Annotated in this window: 20 protein-coding genes and 2 pseudogenes; 5 read left to right on the forward strand and 17 right to left on the reverse strand. The window is 43.7% G+C overall.

Features of this window, described 5'->3' with window-relative positions; all coding sequences use genetic code 11:
- Window positions 1-142: 142 nt before the first annotated feature.
- The 8 genes from F6K63_RS13230 to F6K63_RS13265 all read right to left on the reverse strand — a co-directional run bounded on the left by F6K63_RS13230 (window position 143) and on the right by F6K63_RS13265 (window position 10,347).
- On the reverse strand, window positions 143-949 hold the full coding sequence (locus tag F6K63_RS13230; protein ID WP_008183340.1) for a sulfite exporter TauE/SafE family protein: 807 nt from the start codon (window positions 947-949) through the stop codon (window positions 143-145).
- Between the two features lie 408 nt (window positions 950-1,357).
- Window positions 1,358-3,655 carry a glycosyltransferase gene (locus F6K63_RS13235; protein WP_287312334.1) on the reverse strand — a complete coding sequence of 766 codons (2,298 nt, stop codon included), beginning with the start codon at window positions 3,653-3,655 and terminating at the stop codon, window positions 1,358-1,360.
- 604 nt (window positions 3,656-4,259) lie between these two features.
- Window positions 4,260-5,426 (reverse strand): NAD(P)/FAD-dependent oxidoreductase, encoded by a 1,167-nt coding sequence (locus F6K63_RS13240; protein WP_287312335.1) that lies wholly within the window; start codon window positions 5,424-5,426, stop codon window positions 4,260-4,262.
- Between the two features lie 35 nt (window positions 5,427-5,461).
- Window positions 5,462-5,977, reverse strand: coding sequence for a diacylglycerol kinase (locus F6K63_RS13245; RefSeq protein WP_008183348.1), 516 nt, complete (start codon window positions 5,975-5,977; stop codon window positions 5,462-5,464).
- A 98-nt stretch (window positions 5,978-6,075) separates the two neighbouring features.
- On the reverse strand, window positions 6,076-6,603 hold the full coding sequence (gene ybeY / locus F6K63_RS13250) for an rRNA maturation RNase YbeY (protein WP_287312336.1): 528 nt from the start codon (window positions 6,601-6,603) through the stop codon (window positions 6,076-6,078).
- A gap of 187 nt (window positions 6,604-6,790) precedes the next feature.
- Window positions 6,791-7,006, reverse strand: coding sequence for a DUF3285 domain-containing protein (locus F6K63_RS13255; RefSeq protein WP_008183353.1), 216 nt, complete (start codon window positions 7,004-7,006; stop codon window positions 6,791-6,793).
- A 448-nt stretch (window positions 7,007-7,454) separates the two neighbouring features.
- Window positions 7,455-8,565 (reverse strand): peptide chain release factor 2 gene (gene prfB, locus F6K63_RS13260; protein WP_287312337.1). Its coding sequence is split into 2 segments (ribosomal slippage): window positions 7,455-8,492 and window positions 8,494-8,565, totalling 1,110 coding nucleotides; the frame shifts between segments, so codons are not numbered across the junction.
- Window positions 8,566-9,618: 1,053 nt separating this feature from the next.
- Complete coding sequence (locus F6K63_RS13265) at window positions 9,619-10,347, reverse strand: Bax inhibitor-1/YccA family protein (RefSeq protein WP_008183362.1); 729 nt, start codon at window positions 10,345-10,347, stop codon at window positions 9,619-9,621.
- A gap of 475 nt (window positions 10,348-10,822) precedes the next feature.
- On the opposite strand from F6K63_RS13265, the gene F6K63_RS13270 reads away from it, so the two are divergent.
- Entirely contained in the window at window positions 10,823-11,605 is a 783-nt protein-coding gene (locus tag F6K63_RS13270) for an RNA polymerase sigma factor SigF (protein WP_008183364.1), read from the forward strand.
- Between the two features lie 246 nt (window positions 11,606-11,851).
- Here the strand turns inward: F6K63_RS13270 and F6K63_RS13275 are convergent, their stop codons facing one another.
- Window positions 11,852-13,327, reverse strand: a complete 1,476-nt coding sequence (locus F6K63_RS13275; protein WP_008183365.1) for a CIA30 family protein — start codon at window positions 13,325-13,327, stop codon at window positions 11,852-11,854.
- 365 nt (window positions 13,328-13,692) lie between these two features.
- On the opposite strand from F6K63_RS13275, the gene F6K63_RS13280 reads away from it, so the two are divergent.
- Window positions 13,693-14,880 carry a Fic family protein gene (locus F6K63_RS13280; protein WP_008183368.1) on the forward strand — a complete coding sequence of 396 codons (1,188 nt, stop codon included), beginning with the start codon at window positions 13,693-13,695 and terminating at the stop codon, window positions 14,878-14,880.
- Between the two features lie 218 nt (window positions 14,881-15,098).
- On the opposite strand, the gene F6K63_RS13285 is transcribed toward F6K63_RS13280, so the two are convergent.
- The gene (locus F6K63_RS13285) at window positions 15,099-16,754 is read right to left on the reverse strand and encodes a hypothetical protein (RefSeq protein ID WP_008183371.1); all 1,656 of its coding nucleotides are present in this window, start codon (window positions 16,752-16,754) and stop codon (window positions 15,099-15,101) included.
- A gap of 426 nt (window positions 16,755-17,180) precedes the next feature.
- Between F6K63_RS13285 and F6K63_RS13290 the strand changes: the two genes are divergently transcribed.
- Window positions 17,181-17,693: a glutaredoxin family protein gene (locus F6K63_RS13290; protein ID WP_008183374.1), complete on the forward strand. Its 513-nt coding sequence runs from the start codon at window positions 17,181-17,183 to the stop codon at window positions 17,691-17,693.
- Between the two features lie 212 nt (window positions 17,694-17,905).
- Here the strand turns inward: F6K63_RS13290 and F6K63_RS13295 are convergent, their stop codons facing one another.
- Window positions 17,906-18,754 carry a class I SAM-dependent methyltransferase gene (locus tag F6K63_RS13295; RefSeq protein WP_287312338.1) on the reverse strand — a complete coding sequence of 283 codons (849 nt, stop codon included), beginning with the start codon at window positions 18,752-18,754 and terminating at the stop codon, window positions 17,906-17,908.
- Between the two features lie 52 nt (window positions 18,755-18,806).
- Window positions 18,807-19,028: a hypothetical protein gene (locus tag F6K63_RS13300; RefSeq protein ID WP_287295271.1), complete on the reverse strand. Its 222-nt coding sequence runs from the start codon at window positions 19,026-19,028 to the stop codon at window positions 18,807-18,809.
- A 257-nt stretch (window positions 19,029-19,285) separates the two neighbouring features.
- On the opposite strand from F6K63_RS13300, the gene F6K63_RS13305 reads away from it, so the two are divergent.
- On the forward strand, window positions 19,286-19,432 hold the full coding sequence (locus tag F6K63_RS13305) for a hypothetical protein (RefSeq protein ID WP_287295269.1): 147 nt from the start codon (window positions 19,286-19,288) through the stop codon (window positions 19,430-19,432).
- A gap of 14 nt (window positions 19,433-19,446) precedes the next feature.
- Here the strand turns inward: F6K63_RS13305 and F6K63_RS13310 are convergent.
- Both F6K63_RS13310 and F6K63_RS13315 read right to left on the reverse strand, forming a co-directional pair.
- Window positions 19,447-19,626: pseudogene (locus F6K63_RS13310) on the reverse strand (Uma2 family endonuclease); the annotation flags it as partial.
- A 96-nt stretch (window positions 19,627-19,722) separates the two neighbouring features.
- A complete protein-coding gene (locus F6K63_RS13315) occupies window positions 19,723-19,902 on the reverse strand; it encodes a hypothetical protein (protein ID WP_008183384.1) in 180 nt (59 codons plus the stop codon).
- A 63-nt stretch (window positions 19,903-19,965) separates the two neighbouring features.
- Here F6K63_RS13315 and F6K63_RS13320 point away from each other — a divergent pair, with 63 nt between their 5' ends.
- A complete protein-coding gene (locus F6K63_RS13320) occupies window positions 19,966-21,273 on the forward strand; it encodes an RNA-guided endonuclease InsQ/TnpB family protein (RefSeq protein WP_071986867.1) in 1,308 nt (435 codons plus the stop codon).
- Between the two features lie 33 nt (window positions 21,274-21,306).
- On the opposite strand, the pseudogene F6K63_RS13325 reads toward F6K63_RS13320, so the two are convergent.
- The 3 genes and pseudogenes from F6K63_RS13325 to F6K63_RS13335 form a co-directional block, all read right to left on the reverse strand.
- Window positions 21,307-21,653 (reverse strand): annotated as a pseudogene (locus F6K63_RS13325) (Uma2 family endonuclease); the annotation flags it as partial.
- A 63-nt stretch (window positions 21,654-21,716) separates the two neighbouring features.
- Window positions 21,717-22,133, reverse strand: coding sequence for a helix-turn-helix domain-containing protein (locus tag F6K63_RS13330; protein ID WP_008183392.1), 417 nt, complete (start codon window positions 22,131-22,133; stop codon window positions 21,717-21,719).
- Window positions 22,134-22,773: 640 nt separating this feature from the next.
- Window positions 22,774-23,031: a hypothetical protein gene (locus F6K63_RS13335; protein WP_008183394.1), complete on the reverse strand. Its 258-nt coding sequence runs from the start codon at window positions 23,029-23,031 to the stop codon at window positions 22,774-22,776.
- Between the last annotated feature and the right edge of the window lie 722 nt (window positions 23,032-23,753).

Here is a 23,753-nt window from a genome sequence, read left to right on the forward strand (position 1 = left end):
AAGAAAAAGATTTGGTTTGCGCTTTAATTTAATTGCTGCTATATACAACTACGAACTTTGTTTGTTGGCGAAGCCTGTCCGAAGGACAAAGAAAAAATTTAGCGATCGCTACTTTTGCAAGAGGTCTAATAGATACAGACTTTCAAGCACCGTAACTCTGCCATGCCTGCCAAAAAATATAAATTGATAGGGAAAACAACAGCGTGCGAAATCCATTGCTCACCACTTGGTCTGGTAACTTTGGCAAAAAGCGAGTACTAATTTGCGCTCCCAAAAAGCCTCCTATGCCCAGCAGCAGTCCCTCAATCCATAAGACATTTCCCTGTAAGGCATGTCCTACAGAGGCTGAAACTGCTGTAATCACGATTACCCCTAGACTTGTCTGAATCGCAGTTTTAATCGGTTCTCCTAGGAGCAACATTTGGAGTGGAACCATAATTGTTCCCCCACCAATACCAAATAGACCAGCTAATAAGCCAGCCAAAGCACCTGTCGCTATCCTTGCTACAGTAGCTTTGGTGGAAGAGTTTGAAGAAGGTGTGTTGTTTGGTGCTCTTTGAGATTCCTGTTGCGCTCTAGACTTAAGCTGTTTGCGTAGTTGGATCAAATATATCGTAACCAATAGCAGTATCCCAAAGGCTACCAGTAACAAGTAAGGAGGGAACAGGTCCGCTAGATAGGCACCAATTTGTGCTGTGATTAGAGCCGGAAATCCGATGCCAATTACACTTTTTAGATCAAAGTAGCCCATCCGCCAGTTTTGCACTGTACCAGAGCTAGCCGTAATCACAATCGACAGACTACTGGTAGCCGCCGCTTGAACTGGTTGATATCCTAATGCCACTAACAAGGGGACGAGCACTACACCGCCGCCAATGCCGAGAAATCCGGCAAGAATACCTGCTAATAAACCGGAACCAGCAAAAATCAATAAATGGGTAGGAGTCAAGCCCTTCGCTCCAATTCAAAATTATCAATTCAAAATTAAAAAATACCCCACGAATTAATTCGGGGGCTTGAAACATCGCTATCGGCTTTCGCCGACGCTGCGCGAACGCGACCATTCAAAATTAAAAAATACCATATAAATGAATTCAGGCGCTTGTATCCTTAGGTGCGCTTGACCTTGGCGAATTTAATTCGCCAAGGTCAAGCGCACCTGTGGAAACAATTCCAAATTAGAAGGCTATTCATTTTGAATTCAAAAATGGTCATCCCTTTAGATCGCCTTTGGCTCAATCCACTTTTTTGCTAGCATAGCCGCTCTTGAGTCGTTGTTTAATTAGCGAACGCGCCCCGCGTGACCATTCGCGTAGCGTGGCCTAAAGGCCAAGGTCAATCGCATTTTGCTGGCAATTTAGTTCTGGATTAGTTCATTGGGTATCGCCACTTTGATCACAACGGTTTCACCTTCGGCTTCCCAATGAGCGCTCGCCTCCACCTGGGAGTTTAGTTCTGGATTCATTGGTATTGCCACCTTGATCGCCACTTCTTCACCGACTTTTTGAGGAACACTAGGAGGTTTTACCCTAGGCTGAGCTACTAGTGAAATAGGTTTGAGCAGGGGTTGGAAGCTATTGTCCTCTTGGAAATCAGCAACAGTTTCCATCGCCTTTGGCGCTGGTGCTACCACAGCAATTCCACCATTGAGTTTGGTAAGGGTAGAGCTTGGTACCTCAGCGGAGCTAATGGTGCTGAGGTTTGGATTACGGTTAAACACAAATCTGGGCTGGAGCAAACTTTTTAATAAAAGCCACAGCAAGCTCAATTCTCCAGGGGTATCACAAGGTTTCCACTGACCCACACCACAAAACAGCATTTCAATTAAACACCTTGTCTGGGGTAAACTCATCTGCTGATTAAATCCTATTTGGAGAGTGGGAGTTTCACTCGTGAGGTCTGTGTGAGTAATCTTTCCTTGTAGTCGCAAGTTCTCCCCCATTATTTTCAGACTTACTTTGATATTGTCTTTAAGGGAGATAGATAGCTTCTCGGTCAGCTTGATTTGAGCACCTACTTGGGAAATCAACTTAGTCATGCCCCAATAGGTTTGACCTCCTATATTTATTCGCACCACTTTACGTAAGTCAAACCATTCGTTAGTATCCGGATTAGGAGAATCCAAAAGGATTAGTAAGGCGATACTCAGCACCAGGAGATTGTAGCCACTCCAAATCCAAGCTAAGCTGATGCCTTGGGTAAGTTGGGCTGTTTCTAGGGATGGCAAACTGCTGACTGGTATCAATAATTCGCTCAGATTAAACCCAAAGCTAATTGCTGTAGCAACGAATACAATAATCAGCGGCGATGCTAACTGCCAGTTGTAATTAAAACTCTCCCGAGATATTCCTTTCGGGGTTACTTTAAATCCTCTCGAAAAAGGATTCAGCATTGTCTGCAACACCGTTAATCCAATGGGGAAACATGACACTACTGAATAAATATCTGACATGAAAGCGGAGCGAGAGCCGCAGTTTACCCAGGAGAATACAGAAAACTGTAGCAAATAGAAAGGAACTAAAAAACACAATACTTCCGTAGCTGTTGCTTTAAAGCAAATAATCCCGAAAAATGTATACGCTATGGGAACAATGAGAAAATAAATTCGTGACCAGCTAGTAAACCAATAAAGCAACCCATCTAAATGAACCAGTCTTTGCAGATGAGTAAGTCCAGGAATTGTTAATGGATTTGCCTCTATAAAAAGTCCCTGTAAGGTACCTTGTGCCCATCTTAGCCGCTGAGATACATGACTTGCGATATTCTCTGCTGCCAAGCCAGCACTTAATTTTTCATCAAGGTAAATTAACTTATAGCCAAGAGCCGATAAACAAACACCAGTATAGTAATCTTCAGCGATGGAATCGGTAAAAAAGCCACCAATACTTAAGAGTGCGCTGCGCCTGACCACAAAAGACGTGCCACAACACACAATACTATTTGTGCTATCCCGAATTGGTTGAATGTGTCGATAAAATAATTCTTCTTCTGCCGTCAGAATGTTTTCTAAACCTAAATTATAGGCAACCGGATCGGGATTATAGTAGCTTTGGGGAGTCTGAACTAGAGCGACTTCCTTATCCTTAAAGAAACCCACAGTCCGCTTGAGGAAGTTCCTAGTAGGAATAAAATCAGCATCAAATACAGCAATTAAATCCCCAGAGGTTTGAGGAAAGGCATTGTTTAAATTACCTGCTTTGGCATTAAGATTATTTGGTCGCGTAATATACTCGCAGCCTAGCTCAGCTGCAAGTCTTTTGATCTCAGGACGTCTAGTATCATCCAGAAGATAGATCGTTTTTCTTGTATACTCTAAAGCTTGACAACCAATAATTGTTCGTCGTAGGATAGAGGGATGTTCATTATACGTAGGAATAAGTATGTCAACAGACGGGGTAAAACGACCACTAATAACCGATAATTCACCCCAATCAGCTTCCCGACTTCTATCTTTTATCTGGGACAAGAAAAACAGCTGAATGGTGCTACCAGCTAGCCTCAGTATTTCCGCTAGTAATAACCCCAAGCTAAAGACTCCATTGACCAGGGTATCCAGATTGAGGGTAAACAGCGATCGCCACAGCACATACTGAAGAGTCAGCAGTAGCAAAATCCCTACCACCACAAGCTGCCACTTAGAGCGAGTTTTTGTCATAATCCCTTAACTGTAATTCCAGTATTGTCATTAGTTCTTGGATCATTAGTTCTTGGCAGAAGACCCCTATTACAGCCGATTGGGTTGAGGGGAGGGGATTGCCATCACCTGTAGGTTCATAACTAGTTTAGGCTCATAACTCGCTTGTTAGCACGAGCTAATTACTTAGCTTCCCTCACCAGCTAAGGGGTAGACCGTCGCTTCCACGTTGAGTCAGACACCGACAGCCATTGTTTATCTTAATGAACATTTAACTTGCTGATTGTTGACTGTTGAGCCTTAACCCAAGACAAGTGAACAGTACTATGGTGTCAACAAAACATCCGTTGCTTAAATTATTATGCAGATTAAATGTGTATCTGCCTGTGAGCATTAACCAAACTTGGTGGTCAGTCTAATACTTCTGTGACCCTACCTCTGTGCCAGGAGTTGGACAGAGTCGCCCTGACGAAAGTGCTTGAGCGACGATGGAGCCACTGTACTAGCATAATATACTGGCGCACTGTACTGGCAGATTGTACTGGTACTTTGACTGAGACTATGGCTCGATCACCAACAGACTCTTAATAAGGTTTAACCTAGCTTAACTTAACATAATACTTTGTTAATTGGCGGGGGACAGCTTGGCTATGATTTCATCCTCTTGTCCTTGAACCCAGTTAGCAAAGCGCTTGGCTAGGGGTGGCACACATACCAGGGGGTTAGTAAAACCAGAAAATATATAAACTCCTTCCACACCACTGACGGAACCAACCACTGGCAGATTAGTGTTGCTGAATGCTACTAAACAATGATGCCAGGTTCCTGGTAATTTCTCAAGAGCTGGTAGAATTTTACCCACTTGAGTACGAATTTCCGCTTCCCCTTTCTCTGGCGCTATAGTGGCGTAGGGGTCTGTCAGTACACGGCTGAGCTGACCCATCCGTAAACTGCCATCTAAAAACTGCACTGCACCTGCATCAATAATGGGTCGTATTACCTCATGACCAGGCTCGTGCCACAAGTGTTCAACTGACTTACTACAGGCTTGCTGTTCCAGTTGAAATCGTTTTATATTTGCTGGTGTAACAATTGTCTGCAGGTGGATGTCAACTCTGGGAGTTTCAATCATCTCCTCATGAGTGAAATACAAGTAGACAGGAATTCCGGAAGCTTTCAGTAAGGTGCGACTGAGTCCACCAGCACAGACAACCGTGTTAGCGGTGTGGTAGGTGGCTGCTACTGTTTTGACTGCCTTGATAGCATCTGAACTCCTTACCAGTTCCACCACACGACCAATTTGGATTTCCCCCCCACAACGGCGGAAAGCTTTCAGGTAACCTTGGGTAGTCTTTCCTGGATGGATATGCCCGTGACGGACAGTAAAAGCTCCTGCGATCGCATTTCGATTGAGTAATGGTTCAAGGGCACAAGCGTCAGCCACACTCACCCAAGTTGGGGGAGTAGCACAACGGGCATAATCGGCTGCCAATTCTTCAAAGTCATCCTTGAGGTCAATGGTCAGCAATAAGTCTAATTCCCGGAACTGGGTATCTGTTGCTAATTCCTCAGATAAAGTTTGATAAATTTCTCTAGCTTCCTGACATAGCACTCGAGTTAACCTTGATGTTCCTGACCAATAGGCAAGACCACCATAGCTATAGCGAGTTGCTCCCTCTAGGGTAGGATGTTGCTCCAAAATCAGAACAGTCAAACCTTGGCGACACAATTCGTACCCGAGTGCTGCTCCAGTAATGCCACCACCAACGACAATCCAGTCATATACTTTCATCGTATAGTCGCATATCGTATAGTCTAATTGGGTATTTAGCCCAAAACTGACTCAATTCTACTGATTAGGGGTGGCAGTAGCAGGGAACCGGCTACAAAAATAGCAGTTATCGCTGAGATCAGCACTGCACCAGCGGCACAATCTTTAGCAATTTTAGCCAGTTCATGGTATGTCTGTTTAACAGTTAGATCTACGACCGATTCAATAGCTGTATTTAACATCTCCATGGCCATGACTAGCCCAGTGGTTAGTCCAATCACAGCCAGTTCTACCAGGGGTATTTTTAAAAAAATGCCCAAGGTAATCGCTAGAATTCCAATGGCTGTATGGATGCGGAAGTTACGTTGGGTGAGAAAGGCATAGCGAACCCCAGCCCAAGCATATTTGAAGCTAATCATTAATGTCGGAGCAATTCGCCAAGCCAAATCTCGGTTAGGTTTGACTTTGGAGTCAGAGTATTGGGGTACTGGTATAGATAGTTCTTGAGTCATCGGCAAGGTATTAGACACGAAAAACTGAGTTTGATAAGATTCCGCCTTTGGTAACACCATTTCTTGGTTCAGGGATAAGTCTTGGGTATACCTTGATCTTTCCCATATGGGGTAGGAGGATTAACCTTTAGGGATATACTGGAAAGCACAGCAGACTTCTAGGAATCATTAGAAAGACCTACGCTCTGAAGTAGAGTCTCCTGTTGATCCAGCATTCTCAGTAGACTTTCTTCATCCGGATGATCCCATCCTAGAAGGTGAAGTAAACCATGGGTTGCCAGCCAGGCTAGTTCCGTAGATACAGAATGCCCGTGCTGTTTAGCCTGTTGAACAGCAGTATCTACCGAAATCACGATATCACCCAAGTATAGAGGCACTGATAATTGCTTTTGGGGTGATAACTTAGGAGAGTTTACCTCTAAAGCTGCAAAAGCAAGTACATCTGTAGGCTGATTTTTTTTTCGGTACTGGGAATTAAGTGCCTGAATTTCACTATTGTCAGTAAGGCGAAGACTCAATTCGTAGCTGTTCGCCTCCGCTAAATCCGGTTCGAGGGCAACTAGCCATTGGTCAAACCAGCTTTCCCAAGTGTGGAGGGAAATTGGGCTGCTGGATTGGTTAGTAATGGTTTCAGCGGAATGGGAGCGATTAAAGAAACAATCCTGTAAACTCAATTCAAACTTCACACTCAGCTTCTCCAAAAGGCTTGGCTACCAGTAGGGTAACCTACTCCGATGACCTAGCCGATTGGCTAGGTCATCGGCTTCGTTAATCCTGGGTCTAGGACTATGCTTACTGTTCCCTTGATTTTGCTCTCTCGAAGCATAGAGCCATCAACAAGAGTAAGTTTAAATCACTTAACAAACTCTTTAGTTAACGGGTTAGGTAGGCAAGACCCACCAGTAAGGCCAATAAACCAGAAACGGTGAGGAAAAAGTGTCTCAGAGATTTACCTCCCTTACGCACCATATTGCGCATGGCTAACTTGGTGTAACTAGGCTTAGGTTCACTTGAACCGCTATCGGCTGGGGCTGTAGTTGTATCCAGACCTTGTTCTGGCTGTTGGGTTTGTGAAGGTGGGTTGCTCATCGAACACAAGTACTCTACGTCAGAATTTCTTTGCTGATTTTAATCTAACAGCATACTTAACAATTTTTACCACGAATTACCCAGAAACTCTAGCTGTAGCCTGCTTTATCAATGCACCCTAAACCTAAGGCGAGTTTGTTGCCAAATTTTGCCTAATTCCTGCTTACTTGAAACTTGACCACTGACTATTTATCAGTAATAATCAACCAACTTTGACAATCACTAATAACCAATCATTAGTGATTAGTTAGTGTAAGCATTCAGCAGTCAGCTATCAGCTAATGCGCTACAGATGGTGCTACTTGAGGTGCTAGCAGGCGTTTTAACTGAACGGGGTCGGATGAGTAAAACGAGCAGGGATTTTCAAGCAGCCGTAGCAGCACCCCCCAGCTTGTTTATTACCGACCGTTGATTAGCTGACGGCTGACGGCTGATAGCTGACTGCTTACTAGTTAGTTAACTGATTTTCTTGACGCAGATACGCTTCAATGAATAAGTCAAGATTACCATCAAGGACATCATTAACTGCTGTGGTTTCCACACTAGTGCGCAGGTCTTTCACCATCTGGTAAGGATGAAACACATAATTTCGAATTTGGTTTCCCCAAGCCGCTTCCACCATGTCCCCCCGAATTTCGGCAATTTCTTGAGCTCGTTGCTCCTCAGCAATCACGAGCAACTTAGCTTTCAGCAGTACTAAGGCTTTTTCTTTGTTTTGCAATTGAGAACGCTCCTGAGTACAGCGCACAGCCAGGCCGGTAGGAATATGGACAATCCGCACTGCAGTTTCTACCTTATTGACGTTTTGCCCTCCCTTACCACCTGCACGGGAGGTGGTAATTTCTAAATCCTTCTCGGGGATTTCCAGCTCAACGGTATTATCCACCGCAGGCATCACTTCTACTCCAGCAAAACTAGTCTGTCGCTTACCGTTAGCATTAAACGGGGAAATCCTCACCAGTCGATGAGTACCTTTCTCGGCTTTCAGGTAACCATAGGCGCGGAGTCCGTCAATTTCCAGAGTGGCAGACTTAATCCCAGCTTCATCTCCTGGGGAAAGTTCGGCTAGGTGGACTTTATAACCATGGTTCTCTGCCCAACGGGTGTACATCCGCAGTAATAGGTCAGCCCAATCTTGGGCATCAGTTCCACCAGCCCCCGCATTGATGGTGAGGACAGCACCTAATGCGTCGTAGGTACCAGATAACAGCTGTTCCAACTCCCAGCGATCCAGTTCTTTATTCAGCTGAGTCAAGTTGGTTTGAGCTTCTGCAAGCAGTGCGTCATCGGTTTCTAGTTCTAGCAACTCCAAGATCGCTTTAGTGTCTTCCAAACTGGATTGCCACTGTTTATAGCGTTGGAGGTTAGATTTTAGGTCGTTGAGATGTTGAAGGGTTTGCTGAGCCGAGTTTTGGTCATCCCAAAAATCTGGTTGAGCTGCCAGCTGCTCTAAATCTTGAATTTTGGCCTTCAGAGCAGCAATGTCAAAGATAGTCCTGGGTTTTACCCAGGCGCTCCGACAAGATTTCGACTGCCCGTTTCTGCTCTACGGTTTCCATAATGCTTCCATCCTTTACAACACCATTATAACTACACCATGTAAATACACCAGGTAATCTTCTTGATTTTAACTATACATTTCAACTATAGTATACTAGTATACCGAGAATTTTTATGATGCGATCGCCATCTCAAATACCCTGGTCAAATTCCAATTTGAAAACGTAATTGTAAATATTATACCGATATTTTAATCGATGTAATATCCATTTTTAATCACAAGTTTAAAACGTAATTATATAATGTATAATTACGTTTTAAACCTTTTTAAGGGCTATAATATAACGTTTTTTATAAGAGGATATCTGAAAAGTTGTTTGATACTGAATTTTGCCCCCCTAGCCCCCCTAGCGAGCAATCCCTCGCTTGGGGGGAACAAGAATCCATTTGCTGGTAAAAGTCCCCCTAGCGAGCAATCCCTCGCTTGGGGGACCAACGGGGGCTTTGATGTAGCAAATGATACTTCTCAGACAACCTCTAATTTTATTGAAATCGTTTATGAACAATTACAATATTATTTTATAGGGAACTCGATTTGATTTACTCCACTAATCACGCTTCATAATACACAACAACTTGCTTCTTTCCTAGAACAGATAGATTATCAATATTTACCATAAACTTTACCATAAATAGCCCTCACTTTGGGTATTGGGATTTCCTTAGGGATTCAGAGTTCAGCAACATTTAGGTATAGCAGAAGTCAGAAGTCAGAAGTCAGAAGTCAGAAGTCAAACTCTTGCGCTTCTTGATGCAGTCGCTCATGGGGGAAACCCCCAAGACCGCGCTGCATCGCTTACAAAGGGTGTGAGACTTTTGTCATGTCCTAACTGCCCTGGCGACTGCTATACTATCACAAAACCGCTTCAGAACAGGACTTGTCCCTATAGCTAGCTATAGGGGCACAAATCAAAGTACTGCCCATGATGCTGTATTTGAGGCTCTGTTGGGGTTTATGGCTCCTATATGACGTCTAGCACCACAGCTTGGAACTAGAAAAATCGGGGTACAGCATTGCCGTCCCCGATTGGGTTCTATCGTATTGCACTGTCTTAGTCGCGACCATTAAGGGCAATCAGCAGCCGCAAAATGAACACGAACAAGTTAATATAGGTCAAGTACATTGACAGGGCAGCAGGTAGATACTGGTCATCACGATAGGCGCGAGGCAGCACGAAGAAATCCACTACAGCCGCACCCGCAAAAATAACCACACCGATGCCAGAGATAGCAATTTCTAGAAAGCTGGGTGTGTATACACCAAAGAAGGATAAAACTAGCTGAGCCACCAAGACCACCAGCAAGGCAATCATACCCATCTGGACGGTTTTGGCTAAAGCAAAGCCATCTTCGTCTGAGAGATTAGAACCAATTTGACGGCCAGCCATAAAGGCTACACCACAGCCAAAGGCAGCAATGGCAATGCCTTGCATGCCCACACCCCCTGTTCCGAGGGCAACGAATATTAAGCCACTGAGGGTGTAGCCGGACAAGAGACTGTAACTAGCTAGAAGAGGCAAAGCTACACTGTTGTTTCCGTTCTCAGCCACACCACGGGCAACGAAGAAAAGAATAAATTCGGCAATTAAGGCAGGCAAGAAGGTGGTCATAAATAGCCCTGGGTTGCTTGAAATCACCCCCAGACCACCATAGACACCTAGGGCAGTTAAGACTAATCCACCACCCAGGAAGGGCAGAGCATTAGCAATAACATTCGGACCAACTAGGGCTCGACCTTGAGATTCACGAATTGCTTGACGAAAGTTACTAGTGCTACTCATGAGATTTTAGTCAAGAATTTTCCTGATCAAGTATCAGCATTGATTTATAACTACTTCTATTTTGAACCATATCCGCAATCTTGTGGCAGGAGGGAAAACCGACTGCTAGTACTCCGTCCAAATTGACTTGAGGGGTAAACTCTACTTTTTCGGAATACCTAATACTTAACACCTAATACCTAACACCTAATACCAAAACTAAATTGACAGAATACTAGTTATCCTCTTTGCTAGTTGCCACTTCCGGCTAATTAGGTTAGATATTATACCACATTTAAGACGGTATAGCGATTTCTCACTATCTTCGGGTTCCAATCTGCGTGATTGTACAGAGAAAACAAAAACGGTAATTTGTTTTTTCCGTGAAAGGACGATGGTTCTAAAGGGGAATCTCTAATGACAATGAGTTGAAGATTAATTGCTTAGGCTAAGCCTCGTGTCGTAAATAGGTTTCCACTTCTGGGATATTTTGAGAATGGCTATTGGGTCTGTTGGTTTTCAAGGAATGGAACTTCTGATTGCGTACTACCGAAATCCATCAATTCAACTTCGCAATCAGATAGTAAGATTAAATGCTGGGTTAGTGAGGAAGATTGCTCATATAGTCAGCCAGAAGTGTGCTGAACCTTATGAAGACCTCGAGCAAATGGGTTACATCGGCTTGATTCGTGCTATTGAGCGGTTCGACCCCCATCAAGGTTGTGCATTCAGTTCCTTGGCAGTACCTTACATTCGCGGTGAGATGCTACACTTCTTGCGCGATAGGGGTTCTCTGGTCAAGATTCCTCGCCGATGGCAGGAACTCCAGCAGGCAGGGAAAAGAGTCAGCAAAAAGTTAGCAACTAACTTGGGACGCTTCCCCAGAGATGAAGAAATTGCTAAGGCTTTGGATGTATCACTGCAAGAGTGGCAGGAAAGTAAATTGGCAGTTCAAAATCGTTTGCCTTTAAGTTTGGATGCCACGGTTTCTCAGAAGGTCGATCAACCCATGACTTTAGGAGAGACTCTACCGGATTACTATGAAGAGAATTTACACTATTGGGAAGAAGACCGACAACAGCTCCAGGGTGCCTTGAGTCAGCTAGAAGATAAAACTCAGGCAGCTATAGAGTTTGTTTTCTTACGAGAACTCCCCCGCAAAGAGGCAGCCAAACGAATTGGAGTCAGTCCGATGACAGTGACGCGACATGTCAAAAGAGGAATCCAAGAGTTGGTTACCCTGATGAAATCTCAAGCATCGGAGCGTCTGGCAAGTTAGGAAGAATGAAGAATGAAGAATGAAGAATGAAGAATGAAGAATGAAGAATGAAGAATGAAGAATGAAGAATTAGGAATGAAGAATGAAGAATGAGGAATTAAGAAGGAATAATTAAGAATGAGGAATTAAGAAGGAATAATTAAGAATGAAGAAATTCTAAATTCTAAATTCTAAATTCTTAATTCTTAATTATAATTGCCTTTTTTTGCAAGAAGTGTGTTTACAACCTAGATACAAACCCTATACTTAATTGCTGTCCGTATTGATATCGCAAAAGAGAGTTTGCCAGTCTCGCAAACCATCACTTGCCTCTTTGACTTCAAAGGTGACATTACAAGCCTTGGGTTGCTCTAGTACCTGAATACAAAGTTCAGCAATATCTTCCCGACTTACTTTACCTCGGATATTGTCTCCTTGAGCAAACACTAAGGCTTGACCTCCCGGTTCTTCTGTCAAAGCACAAGGTCTGATGATGGTATAGGAAACGCCACTGTCGCGAACTGCGTCTTCTCCCCGGAGTTTCCAGGTTAGAATTCCCCCCAGTTGATCATTCATTCGTACCGCTGGTGGTTCTTCCTCTAGGTTAATTCCTGGACGACCTGGACGAGTCACCCCGGCTGAGCTAATCATAATGAATTGGGGCTTGGTGATCCCCCCATAGGCTTTAATAGTTTCGAGCTGTAGGACAAAGGAACCTGGAGCAAAGTTTGGGTTCAGTGCGCCATCATATTCAAATTTACTCAGCATTAGCTGTATGGCAAAGATGCGACTGGGGTTGAAGGGAGCAGCATCTTTCAAGGTTTTGGCTCGAAATACCGGAATCAAATCAGCAAAGGGAATAGAAACGTTTATCCACTGATCTTTCTGGGTGTCAAAGGAATAGCAGTAGGCAATGCCATCCCATTTCGATTCATTACGCAATATAAATTTATAGCGTTGACCATCCCCTTTAACTCGCAGTTCTAGTCCTTGGTACTCAGCTAAGTTGAGGGGAGTTGGGAGATTGCGGGTGCGTACTGACACAAAGCCGCCAGAATTTGCTGTTGAGACATTGCCGGTAAACAGGGCAGCCTTGTCGATCAGGCGGATTGAACTCTCGCTGACACCACCCATGACTACATCATCCACAGCACCCCAGGTTTCTTGTAAGTCATCGGAAGGGTTTTGGAAGTCAAATAGGAGTTGTTTCCCTGGTTCGAGATACTCTGCTGCGGCTTGTACTAAGTTCTTGATACCCTGATACTCCAATAGTTCCGGGCTATCGACCACTTCTGGCCTATAGAACTTGATGCCCTGATCGTATTTTTCCCGGTTCGGGGTGTCTCCTTCTACCGGTTGCATCCGCGCTCCTGTACAACACACTATAGCAGTAATGTTCTTGTACAGTGCTGGGGTCAAGGTGTCTGGAATAGTGATATCTGCCTCGAATAGTTCCAGGTTATTGCCAAGGATTTCCCTAGCTTTCTGGGCATTTCTAACTAGGGCACGTACGGGATAATTACGCTCAACCAGACAGCGCACCACTCGCTTGCCTACACCGCCAGTTGCCCCAGCTACCAGTATTACTCCCATATCTTTTCCTCTACCCTGGCTCGATTGTTGATTATTGGCACGACCTGTGAATAATCGCTGTAGGCAGCTCAGGAAAGGAATAACCTCAAAGTAGCTTAGGGTTTTTATGAATCTGCCAGCATCCCATGGGGAGCGATTGTTTTGGGTCATAATCGCCTCAAGTGCATTTTTTCTTCAGTTTATCGAAACCTGAGTTACCCTGAAGGTTACCTTTATAGCAGAAGTCAGAAGTCAGAAGTCAGAAGTCAGAAGTCAAACTCTTGCGCTTCTTGATGCAATAGCGAGTGGGGGAAACCCCCAAGACCGCGCTGCATCGCTTACAAAGGGTGTGAGACTTTTGTCATGTCCTAACTGCCCTGGCGACTGCTATAGGATAGTAATGGATCCTTTCAGTTGATTTTTTCGAGTTGGTAATTATATCATATAAATTTTCATTTATAGGCTTATTAACGAAAGAGATGGCTTTTCGTTAATATAGAGCTGGAAAATATTCAGTATTAACGACAGCGATAATAATGGTTAGTGCTACTAGAGCAGGTCAGTATGTGGATCAGCTTAGTGGATATAAAGCTTTCATACCGAATCCGTTGCCGCCTGTGCCTGACATCATTATCGATGACGAGATGTGGCAGCTTCTATCTCAGGCGGATCGTGCACTCGGTAGGCTAGATGGATCAACAGATGCTCTGCCTAACCCTGACCTATTTGTGTTTATGTATGTTCGCAAAGAAGCGGTTTTGTCGAGTCAGATTGAAGGAACGCAGGCATCTTTGATAGATGTTCTGGAATTTGAATCCCAAACACTCGAACCAGATAATCCTCAAGAAGTGGCTGAGGTGGTTAACTATATCGCTGCTATTAACCACGGTCTTGAGCGCTTGAAGGATTTACCTGTGTGTTTGCGCCTGATTCGGGAAATACACCAGAAGTTAATGCAAGGAGTGCGAGGTTCTGAGCGAGATCCAGGTGAGTTTCGTAGTAGCCAGAATTGGATTGGTCCGGAAGGATGTTCCCTCAAAGACGCTACTTACGTTCCACCTCCACCCCATGAAATGAAACAAGCTCTAGATAATCTAGAAAAGTTTTTGCATGATTCAAAACCAATTCCCGCTTTGCTAAAAATTGGATTGGCTCATGCTCAGTTCGAGACAGTTCACCCTTTTCTTGACGGCAATGGCAGAACAGGGCGTCTACTAATTACATTTCTTCTATGTGAGCAGAATATACTGAAGCGCCCGCTTTTATATATTTCTTACTATTTCAAGAAATATCGCTCTGAATACTATGACCGACTTCAAGCTGTCAGAGATAGTGGCAATTGGGAAGGTTGGCTAAAGTTCTTTCTGCGTGGTGTTTACGAAGTCGCTCAGGAAGCGTCCGCTACTGCCCGCAACATAGTAACCATGAAGGAAGAACATCATCAACTACTGGTCAATAAGATGGGGAAGCGAACCGGAAACGCTATAATCGTGCTGGATAACCTTTATTTTAGGCCAATTATCACTGTTGAACAGGTTCAAAAAATTATTCAACTCAAATACCCTAATGCCAACAAATTAGTTAATGATCTGTGTGATGTTGGTATTTTACAAGAAATTACTGGGCAAAAACGTAATCGCGTTTTTGCCTACGCTCCATACTTGGAATTGCTGAATCAAGGAACTAATATGAGTGGGGTGGACATCCTGAGCGCCCGAAAATGATCTCAAATCTGCAATTGGATAAATTGGTAAATTATTCCCCTTTAAATTAATCACTAGTTGAAATTAGTTTGTAAAATCGGGAATAGGAAACTACCTATTCCCATATCATCGATATGTTAACTAGTTAACCGGATAATTTAGAATTTATTCATTCTGCATTCTGCATTCTGCATTCTTCATTCTTCATTCTTCATTCTTCATTCTAAATTCTTCATTCTTCAATTCCCCTTTCTTAGTAAGCGCTGGAAAATTTGCAAGTTCTGATCGAGCCAATCCAGCCATTTCAGACTACTCGATAAAGATTTCGGTGGATCGGAAATCAAGGTATCTAGAGCAATCAGGCGTTGGAAATTGATCTTGACTGGATCATGACGCTCTGTGCGACCGTCTTTGCCATAAAACTTGACACCAGCTTGTTGCTGCATAAGAGTGATCAATTCTTGAGCAACGATACCGTAGCCAATGGTAGTGGGATGAATGCCATCTAGGGTGAAGAAACCACCGCTGGTGCGACCGGTGGCATCGGATCTAAAAAAGCGAGTATCTGGTACTGGTGAAAGAGCTTCGAGTTCCGGTGCCAGCTGATAGGGAGTCCACCAATCTGGTCTGCAGTCGGAGTCTTCAATATAACGTCGATAAGCTAAGCCATCCAGTAATCCTCCTAATTCAAATAAATACCAATCTCGACCTTCTTTTCGAGCTTGACGTACAGCATCAGCAATATAGTCGTTGTACTGGTCAATGACGCTATCAATGGCTCGGGCTTGTTGTGCGGTAATGTGCGGGTCACGGTTAGGATCGAAATCTTCGTCACTAATCCAAGGACGGGTGTAGTAGGGGAAGTAGCGCGAGCCAGTAGCGATCTTATCTCCTACTCCACGACCAATGGGGGCAATGGTGACATGGGGAACTGTAGCCCAAATCACATGGCGAGCTTGGATTTGCTTGACTTGGTCAACTACTTGATCCAATTCAGCTTTGAAATCTTCCGGACACCAGACCGTAGGTCGCTGATTGGGCTGTGGTGAATTTGAATCGCGATCGCAACTCCATCTGACCTGCAGTTGACCAACGGTGCCCATGGCATTATTCGCCCCAATCATGATCATCAGGGTTTCAATACCATCTCCCTGACCGTTTTCTAGACTTCCTTCTTGCCCTAGTGCCACGGCAGCTTGCACTGGGGTAAGTGCTTTACCTTGTGAATCCCGTGCGGAGTCCAAAACCCTCAATGCCGCATGTTCGTTAGCATTCTCAACGATTTGCCGCAATAGATCATCCGTTGGTGCCTCGATTGCCTTTCTGAGAGTATCTGCGTCGTGAGAGATAATGTCTTTAAGATTCCACCCATAAATAGCGAGATTGTGGTTAATCCCTTTGTGCATAGCAACAGTAGAGCCAACGCCCCCTTGCCAACCAGGACCCCGTTCCCAATAATCTTCTATGTCGTCCATAAATTCGCGGATTGAAAACAGAGCCGGTCCTAATTCCCACCACTGTATCTGGTCACCAAACTGTCGCTCTAAGTGCCGAACTAAATACTCCAGATTCAGGGGCAATCCACCGAATTTGCCATATTGGGTTGGACGACGCAGGTGTTCTTCCCAACCCATTTCTTGAGCAATCATTATGGGATAGGAGCGCTCAGTGTTAAAAATTGCTCCATTCTGGAAGCCATGGCTTAGGGAATCACCAATGGTGACCAGTCGATGTCGGGGAGTGCCTGGCTTTTGGTTGACTTCAATACTTAATTCCGGACGGATACCCAGAGTAGGGTCTGTTTCCGGTGGACGCCCTTGAGGTTGGATAACATCCTTGACTTGATCTGGAGCGTCAAAATCGAGCATGTCTTTGGTAAGCAAACGTTTGACCATAGTTGCCTGTTTATGAAAAAGAGTGATGATTAGTTATTAGATAATTCACTGATGCTGAGGTTAATTCCAGAAAAGTAAGCATTCAGCTTAAGCGCTATAGCAATCCTAAATCATTTGTAACATCACTGCACTTCTGAAAAACTAGCTCCAACTCCGGTATCATCTGCCTTCTGCCATTCCCCTCCTGAGAGGGGTTAGGGGTGGGTGCCTTCTGCCTTAAAGCAGTCCATTTCTTTCACGAATCAGATAGGATTGCTATATGGCGATGCTATGCTTGCCAGCTAATGGGCTGGGAGCCTGGTAAGCAAAGAAAGTAGAGAGGTTAGATCCCATTAATCAAGATTTGGTAGTTTCCAACAAGATCAGGTTAAAACGGTAAAGAAGTGATTAATTCCCTGGATAATTCCAATATATCCCCTACAAACTATGAACGCCAAACCTAGCATTAAACTCCCATGGATATTTATTCGTAGTTTAAATAAGACTGTCTGGGTGATTTCTAGTCTTGTCCTACTGACAGTAGCTGCGGAATCCTCTTTAGGAGAACCCTCACCCTCTACCCCTACAAAAGTAACCCTAGAATCCCCTGCTCCTGAACTCCCAGTTACCCCTTCAGCCACCTCTTTATCTGGTCATTTGAACAAAATTGGTGCTAAAATGTATGGGGCTTACTGGTGTCCCTATTGTACAAAGCAGAAGCAAATGTTTGGTGAGGCATTTAAGCAGATCAATTATATTGAATGTGACCCAAGGGCTGAAACCTCCCAAACTGACTTATGCATTGAAGCGAAGATCAAAGGCTTTCCAACCTGGGAAATTAATGGTCGGTTTTATCCTGGTATGCTGTCGTTAGAGCAATTGGCTAAATTTTCAGGCTACTCAGCAGAAGATGCTACAGAATCAATGCCAGTGGTGGAGGAAGAACAAAAAGAAAAATAAATAATAGCAATAGTGCAACGTTTAACCTTTAAAAACCTAAGGTAAGCAGTCAGCAGTCAGTAGTCAGCAGTCAGCTTATTTTATTCACAAGCTGTTCGGATCTCAAGTAGCCGCCCCATTGGCACCTCAAGTAGCGTGGCCAAAGGCCAATAGCCACTCAAGTAGCCACCCCATTAGCTGATAGCTGATAGCTGATAGCTTAGATTTAGGGATTATTTGGGAATAGAAAATGTTACCGATTTCCTGGCGCAAACAAAAAACGTTGTAATATCTATCCAAATGCCTTGTGGTGTGGCTAATTGCTCAACGGCTACAAAAAATTCAGTTTTCAATTGTGCTAATTTCTCTGGAGAAAGCTGGAAAACTTCCGCACCAAAGGCACTCTTTGAGTTTCCCCGCCAAGAGTTTGCTGCTACTATTTGAGTATCACTGCTGTAGTAACCCAATTGGTCGGTTTTGACGTTGATGTCTTGAAAACCTGCTTCGGTGAGTAGCTGGTGACATTTCTCGGGACTACCAAGGGGTCCATTGGGATTAGGAATTACAATGCCATAGTCTCCTGCTTTTTCTCGAAACAGACCCCCTGTAGGAAAGGCGTTTGCTGCAAAACAGGAAAATCCGACTAATCCTCCTGGTTTTACGAAGCGATACCACTGCCGTAACGCAGCAGGGATATCTGTTAAGTATACAATGGCTGAAGAACATAGAATCCTATCGAAACTATTATCTGGGAAGTTGATAGTTTCTGCATCTGCTTCTATAAATTTGATGTTGTTGATACCTTCGGCTTTAACTTTTTGTTGGGCTAAATTGAGCATGCCTGAGGAAATATCTACACCGACAACAGCTCCAGAAGCACCGACAATTTTGGCTGCACGAATTGCTACTAAACCTGTGCCAGTCGCAATATCTAGAATTCGTTGTCCAGTTTGCAGGTGGGATACTTCTACTAGACCCTTGGCTAGCCGAGGGTGAAAGCTTCCTTGATCATAGTTTGGTCTGGTGTTAAAGTCAGCTTTGACGTTTTTCTTGAACTCATTTATATTTATCTGGTGTTTCATGGTTGGTGGAGATGGAAAATCTGATCACTAGAAAATATGATAACTAGCTTGACTAGGATGAAGGAGGCTTAATTACTTCAAAGTCTGACTCATCTAGAGATAATATAAATGCTTGATCATTCTGCTCAAAGGGATTTTCCTCTAATCTGACTATCCAACGACCGGATTCTTCCTGTGCTTCAATACGACCCGAAAGACCCGCAACATAATCAGGATAAATCACTCGAACTAAGGTTCCTACTTTGAGCATCTCAATCAAAATCTCTACTCCCAATGTCCACCTGATTTTACCTTTAATTAACCAAATCTTAAATTTAAATTGTTACAATAACAGATTAGGTTATTCCAAATTAGCTCGCGATTTCCCCCCAAGCTAGTCAGGAGGCTTGATCCTCACCGGGGAAGAGTGTGGATAGTGTGGGTAGTGTGGGTAGTGTGGGAGGTGTGGGAGGTGTGGGGGGAGAGGAAACAGATGCGTAGACACAACAGTTAATCCTAATGGTTAATTGCTGAGGGGCGGAATGAATATCAGTGGAATGGGCATCTTGCCTGCCCGAAAATGAAACGGGCAAGATGCCCATTCCACCAAGATGCCCGTTCCACCAAGATGCCCGTTCCAGCAAGATTCCCGTTCTACCAAGATGCCCGTTCTACAAAACTATTCAAATCATTCCATGATTAATCAATGCTGATTAAGCGATCGCTTGAAAAATTTGTTCACCATTTAACCTTAATTCTGGAAAGGTTGGCGATAAAATACGGTTAGCTCCTCGGAACTGATTAACGTGATATTCGCCATCTATCAATTGGTAGACCGATAAAGTAGGTTGTTTAGGATTACCGATAAATCGCCTACCGCCTAAACAGAGAAACATCGAGCGAGAGTTAGCCACTTAATTTATTGAGTGGCCTGCGTTCGCGTAGCGTGGCTATAGGCCAGCGCGCCGGGATAAATCCCGGCTATCGCGTTATGGAAGCTGTTTTGTTCTCCCTAAGGTTTCTAGAAATTCAGAAAGGCTTAAACCAGAATCTTTAGCCATCTCCTTTAATCCATTCCAGGCCGTTTCTGTAGTCATGACACTATAGGATTTCTTTCGTACACCATGCAAACTCGGTCTTCCAACTTTTTTCTTAGTTTCTTCTGGCATTTGCTTGACACCTTAATTATCAGGGTATATAATTATATTAACACAGCAAAAGGTCGATGCAATATGTACGGTTGTCAACAACATTTAATAAGCACGACATCTGAAAACCAAGCGGTTATAGAATTTATCTGCTCAGAGGCTAACAAATTAACAAATTGCGGAATATATTATTGCCGTCAAATGTTGTTCAAGGCTGGCAAATATCTCAATAACGCAGAATTGGACAAAATCATGAAAAGTAATGTCCACTTCAAAGCGATGAGATCAGCCTGTGCTCAACAGACATTGCATGGAGTTATTGAGTCTTTCAAGTCTTACAAAGCCCTCAAGAAGTTGTATAACAAAGGGCAGTTGGCAGATCAACCTAGAGTCCCAAAGTACCGCAAAAAGGGAGGTCTGGCAGTAGTAAGTTATCCCGCTCGGTGGGTAAAGCTAGTAAAAGGCCAGCTTAAGTTTACTTTAGGTAAGCAGATTAAGGTCTGGTTTGGTATTGATCACTTCTTACTACCAATGCCATCTAATATAGATCATAAGTCAATTAAAGAATATCGTTTTGTCCCTAGGAATGGCTGTTTTTATTTAGAGTTTGTATATGAAAGGCCAAATCCTGAACCAGTGACGCCAACAAATAAGGTCTTAGGTATCGATCCAGGTCTCAACAACTGGTTAACCTGTGTCTCTAATGTGGGGAATTCTTTTATTATAGATGGCAAAAAAGTCAAATCTCAGAATCAGTGGTACAACAAGCGTGTAGCTAGGATCAAAAAAGGAAAGTCTCAAGATTATTGGGATAATCAATTAGCCTCTTTGACCGAAAAGCGCAACCGACAAATGCGCGACAACGTGAACAAGGTCGCTAGATTTATTATTAATTGGTGTCAAAGAAACCAAGTCACCACAGTGGTGTTTGGTTGGAACAAGAGAAATAAAGACAGCATAAATATTGGCAAAAAGAGCAATCAGCAGTTCGTACAGATACCTGCCGCTAAATTAAAAAATCGAATTGAGCAATTGTGCATCGAATATGGCATTAAGTTTGTTGAAACCGAAGAAAGTTACACCAGTAAAGCTAGCTTTTTAGATCGTGATTTCCTACCTGTGCTCGGCGCGAAACCTGAGGGGTGGGCAGCAAGCGGAAAGAGAGTAAAGCGTGGACAATACCTGTCTGCAAAAGGTGAATTAATTAACGCAGATTGCAACGGAGCTTGCAATATTTTAAGAAAAGTAGCGACACAGCTAGGGATCTCCCTAGCCGAGGTCGGTAGAGCAGACTTGAACCTGCCACAACGATATAGATTAGACTCACTATCTAGATCCTATCGTGAAGCTTCACGGAGCGTGGTTTCAACCCGCAAAGTGACATCTGCTTAGAATCTACGTTTTTCAAAGCGTAGAGAGTTCAACTAAATAATCAACAATCCAATATTCAGCAATTCCGAAAGATTCGTATTCTTCCAGTTTCAAAGCGTAATCGTCGCTCCAGTTTGTTGAAACCACTTCTACAACTAAACGAACAGAAGACCCCCGTGTGATAATGGATTCTTTTTCCCACCGTGGTTCGTTATCAGTAACCCTTTGCTTGTCTAAAACGTGACATCTGGTTCATACCCAGACTCTGTTTGTGGTTTGATCACGCATTCTTTAGGAATAAAGTAAGGCAATTGACAGCGCCGAATTTCTAAAAATAGTTCACCTCCTATAAATCCGGCTACCTTTGAATGCATTCCCATTGCTTTAAGCCTCTCGACCATGCTTAACTAATCGCTATTCCCTATCCCAGGGCATAGCGCTATCACTAATAGTTTAGACCTGGCTCAGCTAACCTTAAAATCAGAAATAGTCTCAATCCATACCCGTGCTCCACAATTTAGGGGATCATCTGGGCGATACATCACCCGACAAGGGCCATTCACTTCGACCGTATGACCATAAATATTTTTAGCGCCGCGTTTTACGGTAATCACGGGATTGCGATCGCCACTGTTGTGATTTTGGCGAATCACTTTCTGATTAACGTGGATCACAGCTTTAGTGTACTGTGTAAGCTTTGACCAATTCCGCTTCGGTCCACGAGTACCAGGGGTGACCACTGGCATACCGTCAAATAAGGGAATCACCCAAGTTCTACCCACTTTATAAGCTCCTTTGACTCTGCCCTTGCTCAACAGGAAACGGACGCGAGTGGCAGAGACACCTAGTAATTTAGCAGCTTGTGCGGTAGAAATCATCATGGCCGAAAAACCATTGCTTTAACGATATTGTTATTTTAACAGGATTTTTGAAAAGATGCAAAGGGTTATGGGGGTTTAACACGTTGTAAGGGTGGAAGTTTAGAAAAACTATTGCATTACTGCTAGGGGTGATGTGGGTGATGTGGATGGTTTTAAAAAACTATTGCACTGTCGCAATTAAGTTTTAAGTCTTGATTAGTGCTGTTGAGTTTTTTAGTAAGTTTGAAGTACATCTAAATATTCTTCCCTGTTCTCTGTTCCCTGTTCCCTGTTCCCTGTTCCCTGCTAACTGATAGCTGATAGCTGACAGCTGACAGCTGACAGCTGATAGCTAAATACTTAAAAAAAAATTCGGTCAAGTCCTGGTTAATTCCAATGCTTGACCGAATGATTTTTTGTAATAGTCAAGAGCCCTATGATCCTTGACTATATGTTCACCAAATCAACAACATACCAACTTAGGTTTAATACTTTAGACTTCGTACTTTCTCCTGAGTTTTGACCTGTCGCCAGCGATGCAGAGGTGCGACCCGTGGCGAATTTAATTCGCCAACGGAAAGCGCACCTAAGCGGTCTTGGGGGTTTCCCCCATGAGCGACTGCATCAAGAGAGGGATTGGCATCCCTGGCAATTTGCTATCTTAATCTACCAACAGATATCGAATCAATATACTGATCACCTCACCAGGATTTCCGGTAGGTTGAGGAGTGCTCCACTCATGAACTTGTGCGTAGCCACGGCTATAAAGATTATAGATTGTGACCCGCACGGTTTTGGGAGAACCGATCAATATATGTTTGATTTGCTCCCGTCCTGGCTGCCCTTGGCCAGATAATTCCGGGAAACTAGGATTGTTGGGATTATACTCAAAATTTGGGAGAAAGTTTTCGATGTCCATAATTAAAGTTGTTGTTGTATTGTTTAACAACTTTATCTTATAAACTATTATTGGCATTGTCAAGTAATTAAAAAATTTTTTTTTTGAACTTTTTTTTGACGGGAGGGGGTATAACGGTAATTTTTTTGATGATTTTTTTGTTAATTGAAAAAAAGCGATCGCGTAGCGTGACCTTCGCTCAATCTCTTAGCTGCAAAAGTATATTGGAGCTGCTATGCCATCACTTATCGGTTAGTTTAGAGCATCAATTTTATGAAATTAATACCGTAATACTGGGATAGCATTTAAGTTTAGAGTTTAATTCTGGGATAGCATTTAATTTGATAGAATAATTATGTGTTCGCGTAGCTTATCTTTCAGAGCATCGAACTTTCTATCGCATTTACTAGCTCGATCCCCCCCAGCCCCCCTTAGCTAAGGGGGGAGCCCGGAAATCGATCTGGAAAGTCCCCCTTATTAAGGGGGGAGCCCGAAAATCGATCTGGAAAGTCCCCCTTATTAAGGGAAACGGGGGATCCAAACCCACACAAAAAAACCGACTCCCTACTCCCTACTCCCTACTCCCTACTCACTGCTCCCTAAGAGGAGCCCGGAAATCGATCTGGAAAGTCCCCCTTATTAAGGGGGATTTAGGGGGATCCAAACCCACACAAAAAAACCGACTCCCTACTCCCTACTCCCTACTCACTGCTCCCTAAGAGGAGCCCGGAAATCGATCTGGA

The organism is Moorena sp. SIO1G6 (assembly GCF_010672795.1).
GTDB classification, from domain to species: Bacteria; Cyanobacteriota; Cyanobacteriia; order Cyanobacteriales; family Coleofasciculaceae; genus Moorena; species Moorena producens.